Source organism: Pseudomonas sp. Ma2-10 (assembly GCF_054330215.1).
Genome location: NZ_JBTEYL010000009.1, coordinates 93,572 through 112,814, shown reverse-complemented (window position 1 = coordinate 112,814; position 19,243 = coordinate 93,572). Strand labels below are relative to the sequence as shown.

Genomic DNA, 19,243 nt, shown 5'->3' with positions numbered 1-19,243 from the left:
TGTAAACCGCTCACCGGATACACGCGCGCCCATTGGATAGGGGGTTAACCGTAGAAATGTGGGCGCTCTGGCAAGCCGACTTTGACGATCTGGCCGCTGCTCTGGGCTTCGATGCACGCATCCGCCGCCACCGCTGCCGCAAACCCGTCCCACGCCGAAGGCCCACCGACCTGCCCAGCCCGCACACCATCGATGAACGCCTGCAACTCGACGTCGTACGCCGCGATGAAGCGATCCTTCCAGTCCATCAGAATCGCGTTGGACAACTTCGCCCCGCTACGCAACTGAACCTGCGACGGTTCCGGCAGTTTGGCGATGCCGGTCTCCCCCACCACTTCGCACTGGATGTCGTAGCCGTATTGGCAGTTAACGAACACTTCCACGTCGATACGCGTGCCCTTGGCGGTTTCCAGCAGCACGATCTGCGGGTCTCTCAAATGTGCGAGGGCCTTGCTGCTCTTGCGCGGGAACACCACTTGCACCGACACGTAATCGTCATCGAGCAACCAGCGCAACACGTCCAGCTCATGGATCAGCGTGTCGGTGATCGCCATGTCGGTCTTGTAGTTTTCACCCACGGTCGGGTTGCGGTGCGCGCAGTGCAACATCAACGGCTCACCAATCTGACCGCTGTCGATCACGGCTTTGAGGGCGCGATAACCTTCGTCATAAGGGCGCATGAAGCCGACCTGCACCAAGCGCTTGCCGTGGGCCACTTCGGCCTCGACGATTTTGCGGCAGCCTTGCGCGGTGACCGCCAGCGGCTTCTCGCAGAACACCGGCTTACCCGCGGCAATCGCGGCCAGCACGAACTCTTCGTGGCTTGGGCCCCAGGAGGTGACGAGGATCGCTTCGACTTCGGGCGCCTTGATCAGCGCGTGGCCGTCGGGATAGACCTCGGCGGTCAGCTTCAGGTCGGAAACCACGTTCGCGGCTTGCTGCAAGTTGATGTCGGTTATAGCAACTACCTGGCTATTGAGCAGGGTCTGGCTGCAACGACGGATATGGTCCTGGCCGATGGCCCCGGTGCCGATGACGCCAAGCTTCAAAGACATGTCTGTTCTCCTGTTGGAATTTTTGTAGAGCAATCAGTACTGACGGGCCTTGGCCAGTCGTTCGTTCAAGTTCTTGGCCACTGCATCGGTACGGGCGCTGGTGGAGACTTGCGCCACGCCGACCCGCCACCAAGACAGGTAGCCGTGAATCATGGTTTTGGGCAGGACCTTGATGTCGATCAGCGTCGACACCGTCTGCAACCGTGCATCCGCCAGTGCTGCCCGCAGCTCGTCCACCGTGTTCACCTTGTAGGTTTTGCAGCCGTAGGCCGCCGCGCTCATGGCGAAATCCACTGGCACGAAACCGCCATCGAGCTTGCCGGTGTCGGGGTTGCGGAACCGGAACTCGGTGCCGAAGCTGTCCATGCCGTTGCCCATCTGCAGGTTGTTGATGCAACCGAAGGTCATGTTGTCGAGCAGCACCACGTTGATCTTGCAGCGCTCCTGGATCGAGGTCGCCAGTTCGGAATGCAGCATCATGTAAGAGCCGTCACCGACCAGCGCGTAGACCTCGCGCTCCGGCTCGGCGAGTTTCACGCCCAGCGCGGCGTTGACCTCGTAACCCATGCAGGAATAGCCGTACTCGACGTGATAAGTGTTCACGCCCTTGCTGCGCCAACTGCGCTGCAAGTCACCGGGCAAGCTCCCGGCGGCGGCGACGATCACGGCGTCATCGGCCAGGGTTTCATTGAGCACGCCGAGCACGCGGCTCTGGGTCAGGCACGAGCCGGTCAACTCGATGAATTCGCGCAGCACCGCCGGGTCCATGTGGTCGTTGATTTCCGGGACGAAATCTTTCGCCTGGTATTCGACCTGATAGATACGGTCGACTTCCTCATCCAGTTGCGCCTTGGCCTGACGCGGTTGATCACCCCATGCAGAACGGTAATCACCCAAGGCTTCAGCTAACGCTTGCAACCCAGCTTTGGCGTCCGCCAGCAATTGCACGCCGTCGAGCTTCAAGGCATCGCAGGGACTGATGTTGAGGTTGAGAAATTGCACATCCGGGTGCTGGAACAGGGATTTCGACGCGGTGGTGAAATCGCTGTAGCGGGTGCCGACACCGATGATCAGGTCCGCGTCCCTGGCCAGCAAGTTTGCCGCCAGACAACCGGTTTCACCGATCCCGCCCACGTTCAGCGGGTGACTGGACACCACCGCACTCTTGCCGGCCTGGGTTTCCGCGAAAGGAATGTCGAAGCGCTCGGCAAACGCCTGCAAGGCGGCGTTGGCGCCAGAGTATCTGACCCCGCCACCGCAAATGATCAGCGGTTTGCGCTTGCCTTTAAACAGCGCCAACGCATCGCCGAGCATCGCTTCAGTCGCCGGACGACGCTCGATGCGGTGCACGCGTTTTTGTAGAAAATAATCGGGGTAGTCGTAGGCCTCGGCCTGCACATCTTGTGGCAAGGCCAGGGTCACCGCGCCGGTTTCGGCCGGGTCAGTCAGCACGCGCATGGCCTGGATCGCCGCCGTCATGAGTTGCTCGGGACGGTTGATGCGGTCCCAGTATTTGCTCACGGCTTTGAATGCATCGTTGGTGCTGATGCTCAGGTCGTGGAACTGCTCGATCTGTTGCAGCACCGGGTCCGGCTGGCGGCAGGCGTAAACGTCGCCGGGCAACAGCAGCAAGGGAATGCGGTTGGCGGTCGCCGTCGCGGCGGCGGTCAGCATGTTCGCCGCGCCCGGCCCTACCGATGAAGAGCAGGCGTAGATCTTGCGCCGCAGGTGTTGCTTGGCAAAACCGATGGCGGCGTGCGCCATACCTTGCTCGTTGCGACCCTGATGAACGATCAGGTCGCCACTGTCCTGCTCCAGCGCTTGCCCCAGGCCCAACACGTTGCCGTGGCCGAAAATGGTAAAGACCCCGGCGACGAACTTGCTTTGAACCCCATCGACCTCGATGTACTGGTTATCGAGGAATTTCACCAAGGCCTGGGCCATGGTCAGTCTTGTTGTGGTCATAACCGATCCTTCCATAAACGAAGAACCCCTTGGGAGCCGAGAATCCCGTGTTTGCGCGGGATCGGCGCCAGTTCACTCAACGCCGGCAGGGGCAAACGTGGGGCAACCATACGGTTCAGGGCGAAACGCGGGGGTTTGCTCATTAGTATTGTTCTCCGCGCAGGTGAATTAGTTGGCCGTCGGCATGCTGAATTCAGGGCCCTTGGCGATGCTGTCAGGCCAGCGCTGCATCACGCTTTTGTAACGGCTGTAGAAGCGGATGCCTTCTTCGCCGTAAGCGTGGTGATCGCCGAACAGCGAGCGCTTCCAGCCACCGAAGGAGTGCCAGGCCATCGGCACCGGAATCGGCACGTTGATGCCGACCATGCCGACCTTGATCGTGCGGGCAAAGGCTCGGGCGATGCCGCCGTCGCGGGTGAAACAGGACACGCCGTTGCCGAACTCGTGGGCGTTGATCAACGCGACGGCGCTGGCGAAGTCCGGCACCCGCACGATGCCCAGCACCGGACCAAAAATCTCCTGTTGGTAGATGCTCATCTCAGTCGTGACGTTGTCGAACAGCGTCGCGCCGACAAAGAAGCCGTTCTCGGCGCCCGGCACCTTGAAGTGGCGGCCATCGACAATCAGCTGCGCGCCCTGGGCCACGCCTTCGTCGATGAAACCTTCGACTTTGGCCTTGTGCTCGGCGGTCACCAGCGGCCCCATGTCGCTGTCGCCGTTGAGGCCATTGCCGACTTTCAGTTGATCGATACGCGGTAGCAGTTTGGCAATCAGTGGGTCGCCGACATCGCCCACCGCCACGGCAATCGAAATTGCCATGCAGCGCTCGCCGGCCGAGCCGTAAGCCGCGCCGATCAAGGCATCCGCCGCTTGATCCAGGTCTGCGTCAGGCATGACGATCATGTGATTTTTCGCCCCGCCCAGCGCCTGCACGCGCTTGCCACGCGAGGTGGCTTGCTGGTGGATGTATTCAGCAATCGGCGTCGAGCCGACAAAGGAAATCGCCTCGATGCCCGGGTGTTGCAGCAACGCGTCGACGGCGCTCTTGTCACCCTGAACCACGTTGAACACACCGTCGGGCAAACCGGCTTCGCTCAACAGGCGGGCCATCAGCACACTGGCGGACGGATCGCGCTCGGACGGTTTGAGGATGAAGCAGTTACCGGTGATCAGCGCGATCGGGATCATCCACAGCGGCACCATCACCGGGAAGTTGAATGGCGTTACGCCGGCACACACGCCCAGCGGCTGACGCAGGTTCCAGTTATCGATGCCGCCACCGATGTTGTCGCTGAACTCGGTTTTCAGCAGGTTCGGCGCACCGCAGGCGTACTCGACGATTTCGATGCCCCGGGTGACTTCGCCCTTGGCGTCCGCAAACACCTTGCCGTGTTCGCGGCTGATGATTTCTGCCAGTTCATCGTGATGTTGGTCGAGCAATTCCTTGAACTTGAACATCACCCGCGAACGGCGCAGGGACGACTGTTCGGACCAGGCCGGAAAGGCTTTCAGGGCCGAGGCGACGGCTTCGTCGACGGTCTTCTGGCTGGCCAGCCCGACGCGCGCCTGAACGCTGCCGGTGGCCGGGTTGAAGACGTTACTGAACCGTTCGCTGCTGCTGTCGTGCACTTGGCCGTGGATGTAATGGCCGATTACCGGGGCGTCGCTCATTGATCGTGTTCTCCGTGCAGAGGTTGGAATTCAGAGATCGAGCAGCCAACTGTGCTGCGGATCGTTATGGAACTGCCAGACCCGTTTCGGGCCGGCCATCACGTTCAGGTAGTACGACTCGTAGCCGTACGGCACGCTGACCGGGTGATAGCCCTTGGGCACGACCACGAGGTCGCTGTTTTCCACGGCCATGGCCTGATCGATGCTGCGATCATCGGTATAGACCCGCTGGAACACGAAGCCCTGGGGCGGGTTGATTTGGTGGTAATAGGTTTCTTCGAGAAAACTCTGGTGCGGCAAATCGTCGGTGTCGTGCTTGTGCGGCGGGTAGCTCGAGGAGTGACCCGACGGCGTGCGCACCTCCACCACCAGCAGCGAATGGGCCGGTTCAGTGTCCGGCAGAATGTCGCAGACGTAACGGGTGTTGGCACCTTTGCCGCGCACACTGCGTTTCATGGTGTCGGGTTTGATCAACCGTGGGCCGAGGCCGTTGGCGGTCGAGCCAGGGGCGGCGCACACGGCGATTTGCACATCGCTGAGCGCCACCACTTGCGCCTGACTGCCGGGGGGCAAGTACGCGGCGAAGGGTGATTTGTCTTCGAACACCGACTGACGATCGCCAATGTTGTCCCAGTCGAACGCGCCCTGCCCCGGCGCTTCGCCCGTGAGGCTGACTCGACCGCTGAGCAGCACCAGACACAGTTCTTTATCACCGGCCGACACCGGCAAGGTTTCGCCCAGGCTCAAGCGGTAAGCAGCGAAGCCGACGTATTCCAGCTCACCGTTGCCCAGCTCGACCATGGTCTGGCCACGGGGGTTGCTTTTGACCAGCAGGCTCATATCGCCATCCTCTCGTCGAGCAGCGCACGCAAGGTGTCGTAGCCTTTTTTGGCGTAGACATAACTCGGCGCCACCGCGGGGTCCTGTTCGGCTTCGACCACCAACCAGCCGTGGTAATCGGCCGCCAGCAGCACGTCGAGCAAGGCGCCGAAGTCGATGTCGCCATCGCCGGGCACGGTGAACGTGCCGTTGATGATGCAGTCCGGGAAGCTCCACAGATTGTTGCGCGCCAGTTGTACCACCGGTTTGCGCACGTCCTTGAAATGCACATGGCAGATGCGTTCGAGGTGTTTGCGCAACACCTGCAACGGTTCACCACCGCCCATGTAGCAATGGCCCGAATCGAACAGCAGGCCGACTTCACTGCCGGTCAGCGCCATCAGCTTGTCGATGTCTGCCGGGGATTCGACATAGGCGCCCATGTGGTGGTGGTAGGCCAGACGAACGCCTTGGGACAAGGTGAAGCGCGCCAGCTCAGTGAGCTTGTCGGCGTATTCCTGCCAGGCGTGTTCGGTGTGGAAGCGCGGGCGCTCAACCAGTGGAATGCGCTGGCCTTGAATGGAGTCGGCGACTTCACCGTACACCAGCACCTTGGCGCCGTTCTTCGCCAACAGCTCGACATGGCTGCCGATGGCGTCGATTTCTTCGGCCACCGAGCGGCGGGCCAGACGACTGGAATACCAGCCAGACACCAGCGCCAGGTCGTAAGGCCGTAACACGTCACCGACGCCTTTGGCATCCGTGGGGAACTTGCCGTTGAGTTCAAAACCTTCGTAGCCGATGTCCTTGCCTTCGCTCAGTGCGGTGCTCAGCGGCGTCTCGCCACCGAGGGACGGCAGGTCGTCGTTGCTCCAGGAGATCGGGTTGATGCCAATTCGAATAGCGGGCATGGCTGCACCTTTTATTGTTTTACCTAACCAGTAAGAGCGACACATTAAAAATGTTCAGCTTCGGGCCGTGCGCCAGGCATCGATCAGTTCGACAAACGTGCCCTGCACCTGACGGATCAGCGCCTCATCGTCGATTTCACCGGCCATCCACGCGCGGCTCGGCGCCTGGAAAATCGTCCGACCGACTGCAAACCCACGGCACGTCTGGCTCTGGCTGGCCTGTTGAAACCCTTCGGCCAGTGCCGCCGCCGGTGCATTCAGCCCCAGCAACACCACACCTCGGCAGTACGGATCACGCGCCTGAATCAGCTCGTCGAGTTGTTTCCACTCCTCGGCGCTCTGCGCTTCGATTTTCCACCACGCTGGGTAAATGCCCAGGTTGTAGAGGCGTTTGAGGGCGCGATACAGCACGTCTGGATGCGTCGAGGGGTGATCCTTGGGCGGGATGATTTCCAGCAGCAGCTCATGACCGCTGACCTGGGATGCCTGGTACAAACCCTTGATCTGCGCTTCCTGCTCCAGTCGCAACAGCGGCTCATCGTCGGGGTGGAACTGCACCAGGCACTTGATGATTTGCTCTTGCGGCCAGGCAATCAGGTTGCTGCCAATGGAGCGTCCGTGTTCGAAGGCCAGTGGCCGCGAACCCTGCACTTCCACCGGACGCGCCACCCACCAGCCGCGACCGGTGGCGGCGTTCAGCGAGTCCTGGGCGAAGCGTTGATCGGCCAGCAGCCCGACATCGGCCTCGATGCCCTGCGCGCGCAAATCGGCTTCGACCCGTTCCACAGCCTTGATAAAGAGTTGTTTGAGCTCGCCGATAGCGCTCAGGTCGCGACCGCCCTTATGCGCCAGTTCCACCAGTTGCCCGCGATGGTCGAAGGCAAAAATGAACAGCTGCTTCCACTGTTTGCGCGCCACGCTGACCTGATGCAGACGCTGCAACACCGCGTCCTGGTCCGGCCGGGTAATCGGCACCGGACTGTTGAACAGATAGTCGAGTTCGGCGCGGGTCGGCATAGCCGGGGCGCAGGCATGGCGCGACACCACCAGCCCACCACAGGCATTGGCCAACTGGCAGCAGCGCTCGTCGCTCGCATCCTCCAGCCAACCGGCGAGGAAGCCCGACATGAAGGCATCACCGGCCCCCAGCACATTCAACACTTCCACCCGAACGCCGGGATAAATGGCACCGTCTTCAAGACGTGCCGGGATCCCCCCGTGAATCACCGTGCAGCCCTGCGGGCCGAGCTTGACCACCAGGGTCGCAGCGCTCAGGCGCCGCACATTGCGCAGCGCGGTGAGCAAATCCTCGGTGCCACCGGCAATCAGGAATTCTTCTTCCGTGCCGACGATCAGGTCGAAACGCGGGAGGATTTTCTGCACATGCAGACTGACGTTCTGGTCGGCGACGAAACGGGTTTCGCCATCGGCCTTGCCGGCCAGGCCCCAGAGCACCGGGCGATAGTCGATGTCCAGCACCCGTTTGACGCCGTGTTTTTCGGCGTAATCCAGCGCCTGGATACTCGCCTTGTAGACGCCGTCGGTGGAGAAATGGGTGCCGGTGATCAGCAAGGCTTTACTGGACGCGATGAAGGCTTCGCTGATGTCTTCGGCCCGCAGCGCCATGTCAGCGCAGTTTTCGCGGTAGAAGACCAAAGGAAAGGTTTCGCGATCCTTGAGGCCCAGCAGGACCATGGCGGTCAGGCGTTCCGGATCGACCTTGATGCCGCTGACATCGCAACCTTCGCGGGTCAGGGATTCAACGAGGAAGCGGCCCATGTGGTCGTCTCCTACACGGCTCAGCATCGCCGATTTCAGGCCCAGCCGAGCCGTGCCGAAAGCGATGTTGGCAGACGATCCACCGAGGTATTTGGCGAAGCTTGAAACATCTTCCAACCGCGCCCCGACTTGCTGCGCATAGAGGTCGACGCCTAGGCGCCCCAGGCAAATCAGATCCAATTGACGCCCACTGGCAAAACGAGTCTGGCCCATGCTGGCTCCTGTTATTTTTATCAGCCTGCGTTCGGGGCGATGGCCGCGCCGAACACTCTTGGTAGATGCAGACTAAAACGTCCGGGACCGAATAATCAATAATTATTCCAAATAATTTTTGCGTGGAATTTATTTTCCAATAAGCTTCAGTACAAGCGTTCCATGGGCAGTGCATCGTTTCAGCAAGCTTTACGCGGCTGCACGCTCAAGATTTTATTCCGGCCTACCCTGTAGACTGCGCACAGCCAACCTATTGTCAGGGGATGACGCTTTCTGTCGTCCCCATAAGAACAAGCCAGAAGGATTCCTTATGACCCGCACCGATCAGCCGGCGACGACCGAGAGCACGCCCGACAGCGCTCTCGCCAGCCCCCCGATCAATGCCGAGCGCCTGCTACAGCTGATCACCACCGAATACGAAAGCCTGCCGCGCCAGCTCAAGCGCATCGCCAGTTACATGAGCCAGCAGAGCGACCGGATCATGGTCGACCGCATCAGTGACATTGCCCGCGAGTGCGAAGTGCACCCGTCGGCGATCGTGCGGTTTTCCCAGCGTTTCGGTTTCAGCGGCTTCAGCGAAATGCAGACACTGTTCCGCGAGGCCTATACCCACAAAACCACGCCGGTGCAGAACTACCAGCAGCGCATTCGCAGCATGATCGCCAACAAGTCGCAGAAGGCCAGCGGCGGCGACCTGGCGCGCGAGTGCATCAATGCGACCCTCTCGGGCATCGAACGCCTGGGGCTGGAACTCGATGACCAGGCCTTCGACAAGGCCGTCGACCTGGTGGTGAATGCCGACAATATCTACGTGGTCGGGGTGCGTCGTTCGTTCGCGGTGGCCGACTACCTGGTCTACAACCTGCAGCACACCAACAAGCGCATTCATTTGGTTTCCGGCCTCGGCGGCAGCTACCGCGAGCAGATGCGCAGCGTGCGCGCCAATGACCTGGTGATTGCCGTCAGCTTCACGCCCTACGGCAAGGAAACCCAGCATTGCCTGCGCATCGCCCAGCACAATCAGGCGAAAACCCTGATTATCACCGACAGCAACCTCTCGCCCCTGGCCAAGCGCGCCAACACCGTGCTGCTGGTCAATGAAGGCAGTTCGTTTGCCTTCCGGTCATTGAGTGCGACGCTGTGCCTGTGCCAGGCGCTGTTCATCGCCGTGGCGTATCGGCTGGAATTGAAGGTCGATGAGATTCACGAACAGGTCGGCTTCGAGGATTAACAGCACGCCGTTTGCAGCTCGCTGAACCTCAGCTAAGGTAGTCCATCCCGAAACGGACACCTGAAGGAGCGGTTCAATGAAGCTGATCGGCATGCTGGATTCACCCTATGTGCGGCGCGTCGCCATCTGCGCCAAACGCCTTGGCATCCCACTGGAGCACCAGTCGATGTCGGTGTTTCGGCATTTCGAGCAGTTCCAGCAGATTAACCCGGTGGTCAAGGCGCCCACCCTGGTGCTCGACGACGGCGAGGTGTTGATCGACTCGACGCTGATCATCGACTACCTGCAAGCCTTGGCCGGTCCTGGCAACAGCCTGATGCCCGATGATCTCGATCAACGCCTGCGCTCATTGCGCCTGATCGGCCTGGGGCTCGCGGCGTGCGAAAAGTCCGTGCAGCTCTACTACGAACGCAACCTGCGGCCAGCGGAGATTCAGTTTGAACCGTGGGTGGAGCGGGTTGAAGGGCAATTGGCGGCCGCCTATTCGGCGCTGGAGCGGGAGCTGGAAATGCAGCCGTTGAAGACTGACGGGGCGATTGCTCAAGACGGGATTACGCTGGCGGTGGCGTGGAGTTTCACCCATCTGGTGGTGCCGGATCAGGTGGATGTGAATCGGTTTCCACAGATCAATGCGTTTACCGCGTATGCCGAGGGGCTTGAAGTGTTTGTCAGTACACCGATCGAATGAGCTTTTGACGTTGCTCCGTTCCCCCAAACGCAAAACGCCGCGTCTACCCGAGGTAGAAGCGGCGCAGGCATGTGCCCCAGCGTCAGTCAGTGCATGAACAGGGCGATCAGGATGATGATCGGGATCGGTACGCCGAGAAAGAACAGCAGTAGTGAGCGCATGGTAGTTCTCCAGGGTTAGCGAACAGGCAGTGAAGTGGTGGTCACGTAAGCGTCGGATTCCACATACACCACGGCATCCCGACGACGGCCGCCAAAGGTTGCAGCGAGGCTGGCGAAAAACGCACCGATCAGCAGCGCAATGAACATCCACAGCGACGTCCAGGCAGCGGCTTTGGCGGCGGTGTCGGCGGCTTGTTGGGCGGCGAGCTTGGCGTCGGCCACGGCTTTTTGCGTGCGCGCATACACTTCATCAACGCGACGTTCCGCGTCCGCCTGAGTGAGGTTGGTCCGTTGGGCGACCAGTTGCGCCAGGTAGGTGCGGTCTTGCGCAGCCAGTTGACCGCCATTGCTCAGGCTGCGCACAAAGATGCGCGTCACGGTGCCATGAACGGCGTCATCACTGACCGCCGCCGGGCGATCATCGCGGAACAGGCTGTCGACGAAGTAACCGTACTGATCACTGTCGGTGTTGCTGGCAGCGGTACCCGCCGCCAGAGTCGCGGCACTCGCAGCGCCGCCAACCATGCTCGCCCCGGCCTGCACGCCACCGTTGACCATGCTGCTGACCGAGCCGACCACCAGCGTCGCCGTGACCAGCGTCGCCACGCACCAGGCCAGAAAGCCATGGGCGGTGTCACGGAAATACACCTCATCGCCGTGCATGTTCGCCCACTTCACCCGCAGACGCCCGGCGATATAACCGCCAAGCCCGGAAGCAACGATTTGCGTAACCGCCAGCCAGACAATCGTTGAAATGCCCAGGCCCTTGGCGCTCACCCCTTCATTGGCCCACGGCGACACCGCCGAAAAACCCAAGCCAAAGCCCAGCAGCACGAGGATCAGTGACAACGCTGCCGCCGCAGCGGCTCCTGCAAAAATTGCTCCCCAGGACACACCAGAAAGCGTGCTCGTTTCTTCGAAGGCAGGATAGAAACCATCAGAGGATCTATTCATTGTTATATCGCTCCAGGCATGAAAGATGGTGTTACAACTCTTCAGCGGAGAAATTGCAGTCACCGTGCCAGTCGCCAACTTTAGATAAGTCACTGTATTTCAATGGTTTACAAAGTTTGAACTTCTAAGGGTCATGCAAATTGCAAGGAAACAGTATTAGGAGCGGGTTTTATGCATTGACTAAAAAGGTACCTGCATGAAGTTTTATTTAGAAAGCCCATACCCATTTCTTGGCAAAATGCCGCTCAACGTTGAGTACTCCTAATCAGGCCCACCCTATGACCCGTATCTTGACCATCGAAGACGACGCCGTGACCGCCCGGGAAATCGTCGCCGAATTGAGCAGCCATGGCCTCGACGTGGATTGGGTCGACAACGGCCGCGAAGGTCTTGCGCGTGCGGTCAGCGGCAATTACGACCTGATCACCCTCGATCGCATGCTGCCCGAGCTCGATGGTCTGGCGATTGTCACCACGCTGCGGACCATGGGCGTGGCCACGCCAATCCTGATGATCAGTGCCCTCTCCGACGTCGATGAGCGTGTGCGCGGCTTGCGTGCTGGCGGTGACGATTACCTGACCAAACCGTTTGCCACCGATGAAATGGCCGCCCGGGTCGAAGTCCTGCTGCGCCGCCAGAACACCGTGACCGCCCAGGCCACCACATTGCGGGTGGCGGATCTGGAGCTGAACCTGATCAGCCATGAAGCCAGCCGCGACGGTCAGTTGCTGACGCTGTTGCCCACCGAGTACAAGCTGCTGGAATTCCTGATGCGCAACACCGGGCAGATTCTGTCGCGGATGATGATCTTCGAAGAGGTCTGGGGTTACCACTTCGACCCCGGCACCAACCTGATCGACGTGCACATCGGCCGACTGCGCAAGAAAATCGACCCGCCAGGCAATGTCCCACTGATACGGACCGTGCGAGGCTCGGGTTATGTCATTGCTGAACCCCTCTAACGGCTGGCGTTCATCCAGCAGCCGTTTGCTGGCGCTCTACAGTTCGCTGTTCGTGCTCTGGAGCGGGATTCTCATGGGGGTCATGTACTACGAGGTTTCCGCCTACCTGGACAACCTGGCCAAACATTCGCTGATGCAACGTCAGCATTTGTTTTCGCACTTTCAAGGCCAACAATTGGTAGACGCCCTCGCCGTCAGCGTGACCTTCGACATTCGCGGCATGGACGCTTATGGCCTGTTCGATACTCAGCACCGCTACCTCAGCGGCGCGCTGCGTCACATGCCCGAAGGCCTTCCGCTGGATGGCAAAATTCACATGCTCGGTAACTGCGCAGATTCTGACGACCCAAGCCTGCCCTCCGACAGCTGCGACGCGGTAGCGACCCAGACGAAGGACGGTCGCTGGCTCGTGCTGGTGCGGGATAACGGTTCGTTGTTTGCCGTGACCCGGATCATTCTGCACGCATTGTTCTGGGGGGTGACGCTGACCATCCTGCCCGGTATCGCTGGTTGGCACCTGTTGCGGCGGCGTCCGTTACGGCGGATTCGTGCGATTCAGGCCAGTGCCGAGGCCATCGTCGCCGGCAACCTGACCCACCGCCTGCCATTGTCCAATCGCCGCGATGAGCTGGACATGCTCGCCGCCATCGTCAACGCCATGCTCGAACGTATTGAGCGCCTGATGAACGAGGTCAAGGGCGTCTGCGACAACATTGCCCACGACCTGCGCACGCCACTGACGCGCCTGCGGGCGCAGCTGTACCGGATTCAGCAACAGGCTGATGAGGGTTCGACGCTCGCGGTGCAACTGGATTCAGTGCTCGGTGAAGCAGACACCTTGATGGCGCGTTTTCGAGGGCTGTTGCGGATCTCCGAGCTGGAAGATCGTCAGCGCCGCTTGGGTTTTGTGCAACTGGACCCGGTGCTGTTGTTGCAAGAGCTGCACGACTTTTATCTGCCGTTGGCGGAAGAAGGCGAACTGGTTTTCAAACTGCAACTGCCGGAGTCGTTGCCTTCGCTGAACGGTGATCGAGCGTTGTTGTTTGAGGCGGTGGCGAATTTGCTAAGCAACTCGATCAAATTTACGCCGCCGGGTGGCGAGGTGATTTTGCGGGGGATCAATGAGGGTGGGCGTACGCGGATCGAAGTGCTCGACTCGGGGGCCGGGATTCCGGAGGCAGAGCGGGAGGCAGTGTTCCAGCGTTTCTATCGTGTCGACGGCGGCAACCAGAAAAGCGGGTTTGGGTTGGGGCTGTCGATCGTTGGGGCGATTGTGAGCTTGCATGGGTTTGCGCTTGAGGTGGACACCAGTGAACTTGGAGGGGCGCGGTTGGTTCTGGATTGCCAGCAACGTTTGATTGCCCCCGCATGATCGTTCCCACGCCCCGCGTGGAACGATCATGCGAAGCCCTGAGCCAGTAATGGCAGCCGATGCTCACACGAGGCCTCTATTTTCAGATCAAGCACCTGAAACCGCGCCTCAAACGCCGCATCCAGCAGCGTGTCGCCATCAGGTGCCTGCACCACGCCCACCCCGGCCAGATACGGATTCTACGCTGCCATCAATTGCTGGATCGAATCCCGTTCGCTGCGTTTTCCGCAGTCCAGGCACAACACCCGGTGCAGGCTGCCGTGAAGCTCGATGACGTCATGGTTGCCGGCCCCGTCAGGACCACAAACGCCCGCTCGGCCATTAACTGCTGAAGGCGGTCGAGCATGTTCAACACCCCGGAGAGTCTTCGGCAGCCCACAACAACTGACGGTAGTTATTTACGCGCCTCCAGAATCAGGTTGAACGGTGTTTCCGTGGCCCGCCGGAACGTCTTGAACCCGGCCTCGGTAAAGACCTTGCGCAAACGCGCCTCGCCAGCCTGGGCGCCGAGCCCGAGGCCGACCTCCTGGGACAGCGAGTTCGGGGTGCAGATGAAGGTCGAAGCGGCGTAGAACAAGCGGCCAACCGGGGTGACGTTGTCGTCGAGCGAGTCGTTGGCGAACGGCTCTACCAGCAGCACCGTGCCGTCCGGTTTTAGCGCGTCATAAGCGTGCCGCGCCGCGCCCACCGGATCGCCCATGTCGTGCAGGCAATCGAAGTAGCAGACCAGGTCATAGTCGTCGCCGGGGAAGCTTTTTGCCGTGCCCTGGAAGAACCGCGCACGCCCGGCCACGCCACCTTCTTCCGCACGCTGGGTGGCGACGGTGACGGAGGGCGCGTGGTAGTCGAAACCGACGAACCGTGAATCCGGAAACGACTGGGCCATGATCACGGTGGATGCGCCGTGGCCGCAGCCGATATCTGCCACTTTGGCGCCAGCCTCCAGTTTGGCGACCACGCCTTCGAGCGCCGGTATCCATTCGGCGACCAAGTGCGCTTTATAACCTGGCCGGAAGAAACGCTCCGTGCCACTGAACATACACGGATGGTGATCGCCCCAGGCAAGGGCACCGTCGCCGCGCATGGCGTTGACCAGTTTGTCCTTGTCATGAAAAAACGATGCAAGCACCCCGACGCCACCCGCGATATAGACCGGTGAGTCCTCGATCGCCAATGCAAGGGCCTGCTCTTCGGGCAGTCGGAACTGGCCGTCGCGGTGTTCCATGTACCCGGAAGCGGCGTGGGCGCTGAGCCATTCGCGCAGCAGGCGGGGGTTGCAGCCGGTTTTGTCAGCGAGGGCTTCAGGGGTGACTGGCTGACTGTCGGCCATGGCCCGGTACAGCCCGAGCTCTTCACCGAGGATGACGTTGGCGAGCATCGCCGCGCCGCCCATGTCGTTCACCAGTTTGCCCATGAAATCATTGAGTTTGGCCTCGTCCATTACGTGTGCTCCTTCAGCAGGATCACAGCCCAGAAGTCTTGTTTTTCGAGGCGTTCACTTCTGGCCGGTGGTCGTGGGAATGAACAGGACGATCAGCACGCCCTGCATGCACTAAGTTTAGTACCAGGTCCGTGCACCGCTGTCTGGCGCGACGAAAGCCCCGGTGGTCTTGGGGCGCAGGTATCTCAATGTATCCAGCCCCCTCGCGCTAAAGTGCCCGCTCACTCAGGGCGTCGCCAATCAACTGGCCGGTAACGCATCCGAGATGTCGGCGCTGCCGGAAACGGGGCAACGGCGAGATCACCGGCATGCCACCGACTGCACCCCCAAAACCCGCTCCCACCGGGTATTGGGTTCATCGTGCAGAAAGGCGCTGGCCCAGGTTTTCTTCCTTGAGAATATCGAACAACGCCTGCGCCGCTGCCGACAGCTCAATCCCAGGCTTGGTCAACACCCCAATCGCCCGCTCCACCACCGGATCGCGCAAAGTAATGCACCGTGCGCCGAGTTCCAGCATCTGCCCGACACACAACGCCGGCACCGCGCTCACCCCCAATCCACTGGCAACCATCCTTCCCACTGTCGCCAACTGATGGCTTTCAAACTCCACCGGCAAGTTCATCCCTCGCGCCTGCAAGTGCTCTTCAAGCATCACCCGAACCGTCGACGGACGCTGCAAGGTGATGAACGGTTCCTTGAGTAAGGTCTGCCAATCGATGTCTTCCCGTTCGGCAAAAGGAGAATCCTTCGGGACAACGGCCACAAACCGGTCCCTGTACAACGGCGTGAATGCCAGCGATGAGCTCTGAGTCGGTTCAAACGCCACCCCCAGCTCGACCTGCCGATCACGCACCATCTCCAGCACCTGCTCGTTGATCACGTCATTCACCGTGACGTTGACTTTGGGATAGCGCGCGCGGAAGGTTTTCAGGATCGGCGGCAGCAGGTTGCCGGCAAATGAGGGCATCGCCGCCAGCGTCACGCGACCGCGCTGGAGGGTAAAACGTTGGCGCAGCTCATCCTCGGCATTGTCCCAGTCAGCGATCAGGCGACGTGCCAGTGGCACCAGCGATTCTCCCTCCGCCGTCAGCGCGACATTGCGCGTATTGCGCGTGAACAGACGTCCGCCCAACCCCTCCTCCAGCGCCTTGATGGTCAGGCTCAAGGCCGATTGCGACAGGTGCAACCGCTCGCAGGCCACGGCAAAACTCAAACTCTGGGCCACGGCCAAAAATGCCCTGATCTGCTTGACTGTCATGACCACTGGCTCCAACGTAGTAAAGATGATTGATTGGTGAGTTATATCTATTAATCAACCTTAAAAATCAACTTAACAAATGAATACTGCGGCGAGACACTTCATCCCATACGGCTAGCCAGCCGCCCATAAAGAATAAAAGAGGTGCATATGGCAGGTTTCGACAAGCGCGTGAGTTCCTACGAGGAAGCCCTTGCGGGTCTTGAAGACGGCATGACCGTGATCGCCGGCGGTTTCGGCCTGTGCGGGATCCCAGAAAACCTCATCGCCGAGATCAAGCGCAAAGGCACACGTGACCTCACCGTGGTTTCCAACAACTGCGGCGTCGACGGTTTCGGCCTCGGCGTGCTGCTGGAAGACCGGCAGATTAGCAAAGTGGTGGCGTCCTACGTCGGTGAGAACAAAATGTTCGAGGAGCAACTGCTCAGCGGCGCTATCGAAGTGGTCCTGACCCCTCAAGGCACCCTCGCCGAAAAAATGCGCGCAGGCGGCGCCGGCATCCCGGCGTTCTTCACGGCTACTGGCGTCGGCACTCCCGTCGCCGACGGCAAGGAAGTCCGCGAATTCCATGGCCGCAAGTACCTGATGGAAGAGTCCATCACCGGTGACTTCGCCATTGTCAAAGGCTGGAAAGCCGACCATTTCGGTAACGTGATCTATCGCCACACCGCCCAGAATTTTAACCCGCTGGCCGCCACCGCCGGCAAGATCACCGTGGTCGAAGTCGAAGAAATCGTCGAACCCGGCGAGCTGGACCCGTCGCAGATCCACACCCCTGGCATCTACGTCGACCGGGTCATTTGCGGCACGTTCGAGAAGCGCATCGAACAGCGCACCGTGCGTAAGTGATCCCCTGCCCCCGGACCGAATGAAGGAATAACAACAATGGCACTTTCCCGCGAACAAATGGCTCAACGCGTCGCCCGCGAAATGCAGGACGGCTTCTACGTGAACCTGGGCATCGGCATTCCGACCCTGGTCGCCAACTACATCCCTGAAGGCATGGAAGTCATGCTGCAGTCGGAAAACGGCCTGCTTGGCATGGGTCCTTTCCCGACTGAAGAAACCATCGATGCCGACATGATCAACGCCGGCAAACAAACGGTGACCGCACGTATCGGCGCGTCGATCTTTTCCTCGGCCGAATCCTTCGCAATGATCCGCGGTGGTCATGTCGACCTGACCGTGCTGGGCGCCTTTGAAGTAGACGTGCAAGGCAACATCGCCTCGTGGATGATTCCCGGCAAACTGGTCAAGGGCATGGGCGGCGCAATGGACCTGGTGGCCGGCGCAGACAACATCATCGTCATCATGACCCACGCGTCCAAGGACGGTGAGTCCAAGCTGTTGTCCAAATGCAGCCTGCCGCTGACCGGTGCCGGGTGCATCAAGCGCGTGCTGACCGACCTGGCGTACCTGGAAATTGAAAACGGCGCGTTCATTCTCAAGGAACGCGCACCGGGCGTCAGTGTCGAGGAGATTATCGCCAAGACCGCCGGCAAGCTGATCGTGCCGGATCACGTTCCGCAAATGCAGTTCGCTGACCAGTGAGGAATCATTCCATGCAAGAAGTCGTCATTGTCGCCGCCACACGCACCGCCATCGGCAGTTTCCAGGGAGCCCTGGCCAACGTGTCCGCGGTTGACCTCGGTGCTGCGGTGATCCGCCAATTACTGGCGCAAACCGGCCTGGACGTTGCTGAAGTCGATGAAGTGATCATGGGCCAGGTGTTGACCGCCGGTGCCGGGCAAAACCCTGCGCGCCAGTCCGCGATCAAGGCCGGCCTGCCCTTCACCGTGCCTGCGATGACCTTGAACAAGGTCTGCGGCTCGGGCCTCAAAGCACTGCATCTAGCCACTCAGGCGATTCGCTGCGGCGATGCCGACGTGATCATTGCCGGCGGCCAGGAAAACATGAGCCTGTCCAATTACGTCATGCCCGGTGCGCGCACCGGCCTGCGCATGGGTCACGCGCAAATCGTCGACACCATGATCAGCGACGGCCTGTGGGATGCGTTCAACGATTACCACATGGGCATCACCGCCGAGAACCTGGCGGACAAGTACAACCTGACCCGCGAACAGCAAGACGCCTTCGCCGCGGCCTCCCAGCAGAAAGCCACGGCCGCCCTCGAAACCGGGCGTTTTGCCGATGAGATCACCCCTGTCCTGATTCCTCAGCGCAAGGGCGATCCGGTTGCCTTCCAGGTTGACGAACAGCCACGGGCCGGCACTACGGCTGAAGCGCTGGGCAAACTGAAACCGGCCTTCAAGAAGGACGGTTCGGTGACCGCCGGTAACGCCTCGTCCCTGAACGACGGTGCTGCCGCCGTGATCCTGATGAGCGCGGAAAAGGCCAAGGCACTCGGCCTGCCCGTGCTGGCAAAAATCGCGGCTTACGCCAATGCGGGCGTAGACCCCGCGATCATGGGCATCGGCCCGGTCAGCGCGACTCGTCGTTGCCTGGACAAGGCCGGCTGGTCCATCAGCCAACTGGACCTGATCGAAGCCAACGAAGCCTTCGCCGCACAATCCCTGGCGGTGGCCAAGGACCTGGAATGGGACCTGAACAAGGTCAACGTCAACGGTGGCGCTATCGCGCTGGGCCACCCGATCGGTGCGTCGGGTTGCCGAGTACTGGTGACGTTGCTGCATGAAATGATCAAGCGTGACGCCAAGAAAGGCCTTGCCACCCTGTGCATCGGTGGTGGTCAGGGCGTGGCACTGGCGATCGAGCGGGCATAACGCGTTTAACAGACGGTGC

At 60.6% G+C, this 19,243-nt stretch carries 17 protein-coding genes and 1 pseudogene; 7 read left to right on the top strand and 11 right to left on the bottom strand.

From position 1 onward, the window contains the following. Positions 1 to 44: 44 nt before the first annotated feature. From ACXPVS_RS13625 to ACXPVS_RS13595, 7 genes are read right to left on the bottom strand one after another with little or no spacing between them, the layout of a single operon-like run. Complete coding sequence (locus ACXPVS_RS13625) at positions 45 to 1,055, bottom strand: Gfo/Idh/MocA family protein (RefSeq protein WP_458510399.1); 1,011 nt, start codon at positions 1,053 to 1,055, stop codon at positions 45 to 47. 33 nt (positions 1,056 to 1,088) lie between these two features. Next, positions 1,089 to 3,020: a 3D-(3,5/4)-trihydroxycyclohexane-1,2-dione acylhydrolase (decyclizing) gene (gene iolD, locus ACXPVS_RS13620; RefSeq protein WP_458510398.1), complete on the bottom strand. Its 1,932-nt coding sequence runs from the start codon at positions 3,018 to 3,020 to the stop codon at positions 1,089 to 1,091. After that, complete coding sequence (locus ACXPVS_RS13615) at positions 3,017 to 3,163, bottom strand: hypothetical protein (protein WP_458510481.1); 147 nt, start codon at positions 3,161 to 3,163, stop codon at positions 3,017 to 3,019. Before ACXPVS_RS13615 ends, iolD begins: the two co-directional genes overlap by 4 nt. 25 nt (positions 3,164 to 3,188) lie before the next feature. Continuing rightward, complete coding sequence (locus ACXPVS_RS13610; protein WP_458510397.1) at positions 3,189 to 4,691, bottom strand: CoA-acylating methylmalonate-semialdehyde dehydrogenase; 1,503 nt, start codon at positions 4,689 to 4,691, stop codon at positions 3,189 to 3,191. Between the two features lie 30 nt (positions 4,692 to 4,721). Next, a complete protein-coding gene (iolB, locus tag ACXPVS_RS13605; RefSeq protein WP_458510396.1) occupies positions 4,722 to 5,531 on the bottom strand; it encodes a 5-deoxy-glucuronate isomerase in 810 nt (269 codons plus the stop codon). After that, positions 5,528 to 6,421 carry a myo-inosose-2 dehydratase gene (gene iolE / locus ACXPVS_RS13600; RefSeq protein WP_458510395.1) on the bottom strand — a complete coding sequence of 298 codons (894 nt, stop codon included), beginning with the start codon at positions 6,419 to 6,421 and terminating at the stop codon, positions 5,528 to 5,530. The genes iolB and iolE overlap by 4 nt, the downstream gene beginning before the upstream one ends. A 54-nt stretch (positions 6,422 to 6,475) precedes the next feature. Continuing rightward, complete coding sequence (locus ACXPVS_RS13595) at positions 6,476 to 8,413, bottom strand: bifunctional 5-dehydro-2-deoxygluconokinase/5-dehydro-2-deoxyphosphogluconate aldolase (protein ID WP_458510394.1); 1,938 nt, start codon at positions 8,411 to 8,413, stop codon at positions 6,476 to 6,478. A 310-nt stretch (positions 8,414 to 8,723) separates the two neighbouring features. Between ACXPVS_RS13595 and ACXPVS_RS13590 the strand changes: the two genes are divergently transcribed. Together ACXPVS_RS13590 and ACXPVS_RS13585 are read left to right on the top strand one after the other, a co-directional pair. After that, positions 8,724 to 9,644 carry a MurR/RpiR family transcriptional regulator gene (locus ACXPVS_RS13590; protein ID WP_458510393.1) on the top strand — a complete coding sequence of 307 codons (921 nt, stop codon included), beginning with the start codon at positions 8,724 to 8,726 and terminating at the stop codon, positions 9,642 to 9,644. Between the two features lie 76 nt (positions 9,645 to 9,720). Beyond that, positions 9,721 to 10,332: a glutathione S-transferase gene (locus ACXPVS_RS13585; protein WP_458510392.1), complete on the top strand. Its 612-nt coding sequence runs from the start codon at positions 9,721 to 9,723 to the stop codon at positions 10,330 to 10,332. A gap of 176 nt (positions 10,333 to 10,508) precedes the next feature. Here ACXPVS_RS13585 and ACXPVS_RS13580 read toward each other — a convergent pair whose 3' ends face one another. Beyond that, entirely contained in the window at positions 10,509 to 11,447 is a 939-nt protein-coding gene (locus ACXPVS_RS13580) for a hypothetical protein (RefSeq protein ID WP_458510391.1), read from the bottom strand. Positions 11,448 to 11,725: 278 nt separating this feature from the next. On the opposite strand from ACXPVS_RS13580, the gene ACXPVS_RS13575 reads away from it, so the two are divergent. Next, positions 11,726 to 12,409 carry a response regulator transcription factor gene (locus tag ACXPVS_RS13575; protein ID WP_033058247.1) on the top strand — a complete coding sequence of 228 codons (684 nt, stop codon included), beginning with the start codon at positions 11,726 to 11,728 and terminating at the stop codon, positions 12,407 to 12,409. After that, entirely contained in the window at positions 12,387 to 13,781 is a 1,395-nt protein-coding gene (locus tag ACXPVS_RS13570; protein WP_458510390.1) for a sensor histidine kinase, read from the top strand. The genes ACXPVS_RS13575 and ACXPVS_RS13570 overlap by 23 nt, the downstream gene beginning before the upstream one ends. Positions 13,782 to 13,873: 92 nt before the next feature. Here ACXPVS_RS13570 and ACXPVS_RS13565 read toward each other — a convergent pair. The 3 genes and pseudogenes from ACXPVS_RS13565 to ACXPVS_RS13555 form a co-directional block, all read right to left on the bottom strand. Beyond that, a pseudogene (locus ACXPVS_RS13565) lies at positions 13,874 to 14,077 on the bottom strand (Sir2 family NAD-dependent protein deacetylase); the annotation flags it as partial. 98 nt (positions 14,078 to 14,175) lie between these two features. Then, positions 14,176 to 15,222 carry a class I SAM-dependent methyltransferase gene (locus ACXPVS_RS13560; RefSeq protein ID WP_458510389.1) on the bottom strand — a complete coding sequence of 349 codons (1,047 nt, stop codon included), beginning with the start codon at positions 15,220 to 15,222 and terminating at the stop codon, positions 14,176 to 14,178. A gap of 355 nt (positions 15,223 to 15,577) precedes the next feature. Then, complete coding sequence (locus ACXPVS_RS13555) at positions 15,578 to 16,480, bottom strand: LysR substrate-binding domain-containing protein (RefSeq protein WP_458510388.1); 903 nt, start codon at positions 16,478 to 16,480, stop codon at positions 15,578 to 15,580. A gap of 150 nt (positions 16,481 to 16,630) precedes the next feature. On the opposite strand from ACXPVS_RS13555, the gene ACXPVS_RS13550 reads away from it, so the two are divergent. From ACXPVS_RS13550 to ACXPVS_RS13540, 3 genes are read left to right on the top strand one after another with little or no spacing between them, the layout of a single operon-like run. Next, positions 16,631 to 17,329 carry a CoA transferase subunit A gene (locus tag ACXPVS_RS13550; RefSeq protein WP_458510387.1) on the top strand — a complete coding sequence of 233 codons (699 nt, stop codon included), beginning with the start codon at positions 16,631 to 16,633 and terminating at the stop codon, positions 17,327 to 17,329. Between the two features lie 36 nt (positions 17,330 to 17,365). Next, a complete protein-coding gene (locus ACXPVS_RS13545) occupies positions 17,366 to 18,031 on the top strand; it encodes a CoA transferase subunit B (RefSeq protein WP_458510386.1) in 666 nt (221 codons plus the stop codon). Between the two features lie 11 nt (positions 18,032 to 18,042). Continuing rightward, positions 18,043 to 19,224 carry an acetyl-CoA C-acetyltransferase gene (locus tag ACXPVS_RS13540; RefSeq protein ID WP_458510385.1) on the top strand — a complete coding sequence of 394 codons (1,182 nt, stop codon included), beginning with the start codon at positions 18,043 to 18,045 and terminating at the stop codon, positions 19,222 to 19,224. Positions 19,225 to 19,243: the final 19 nt, after the last annotated feature.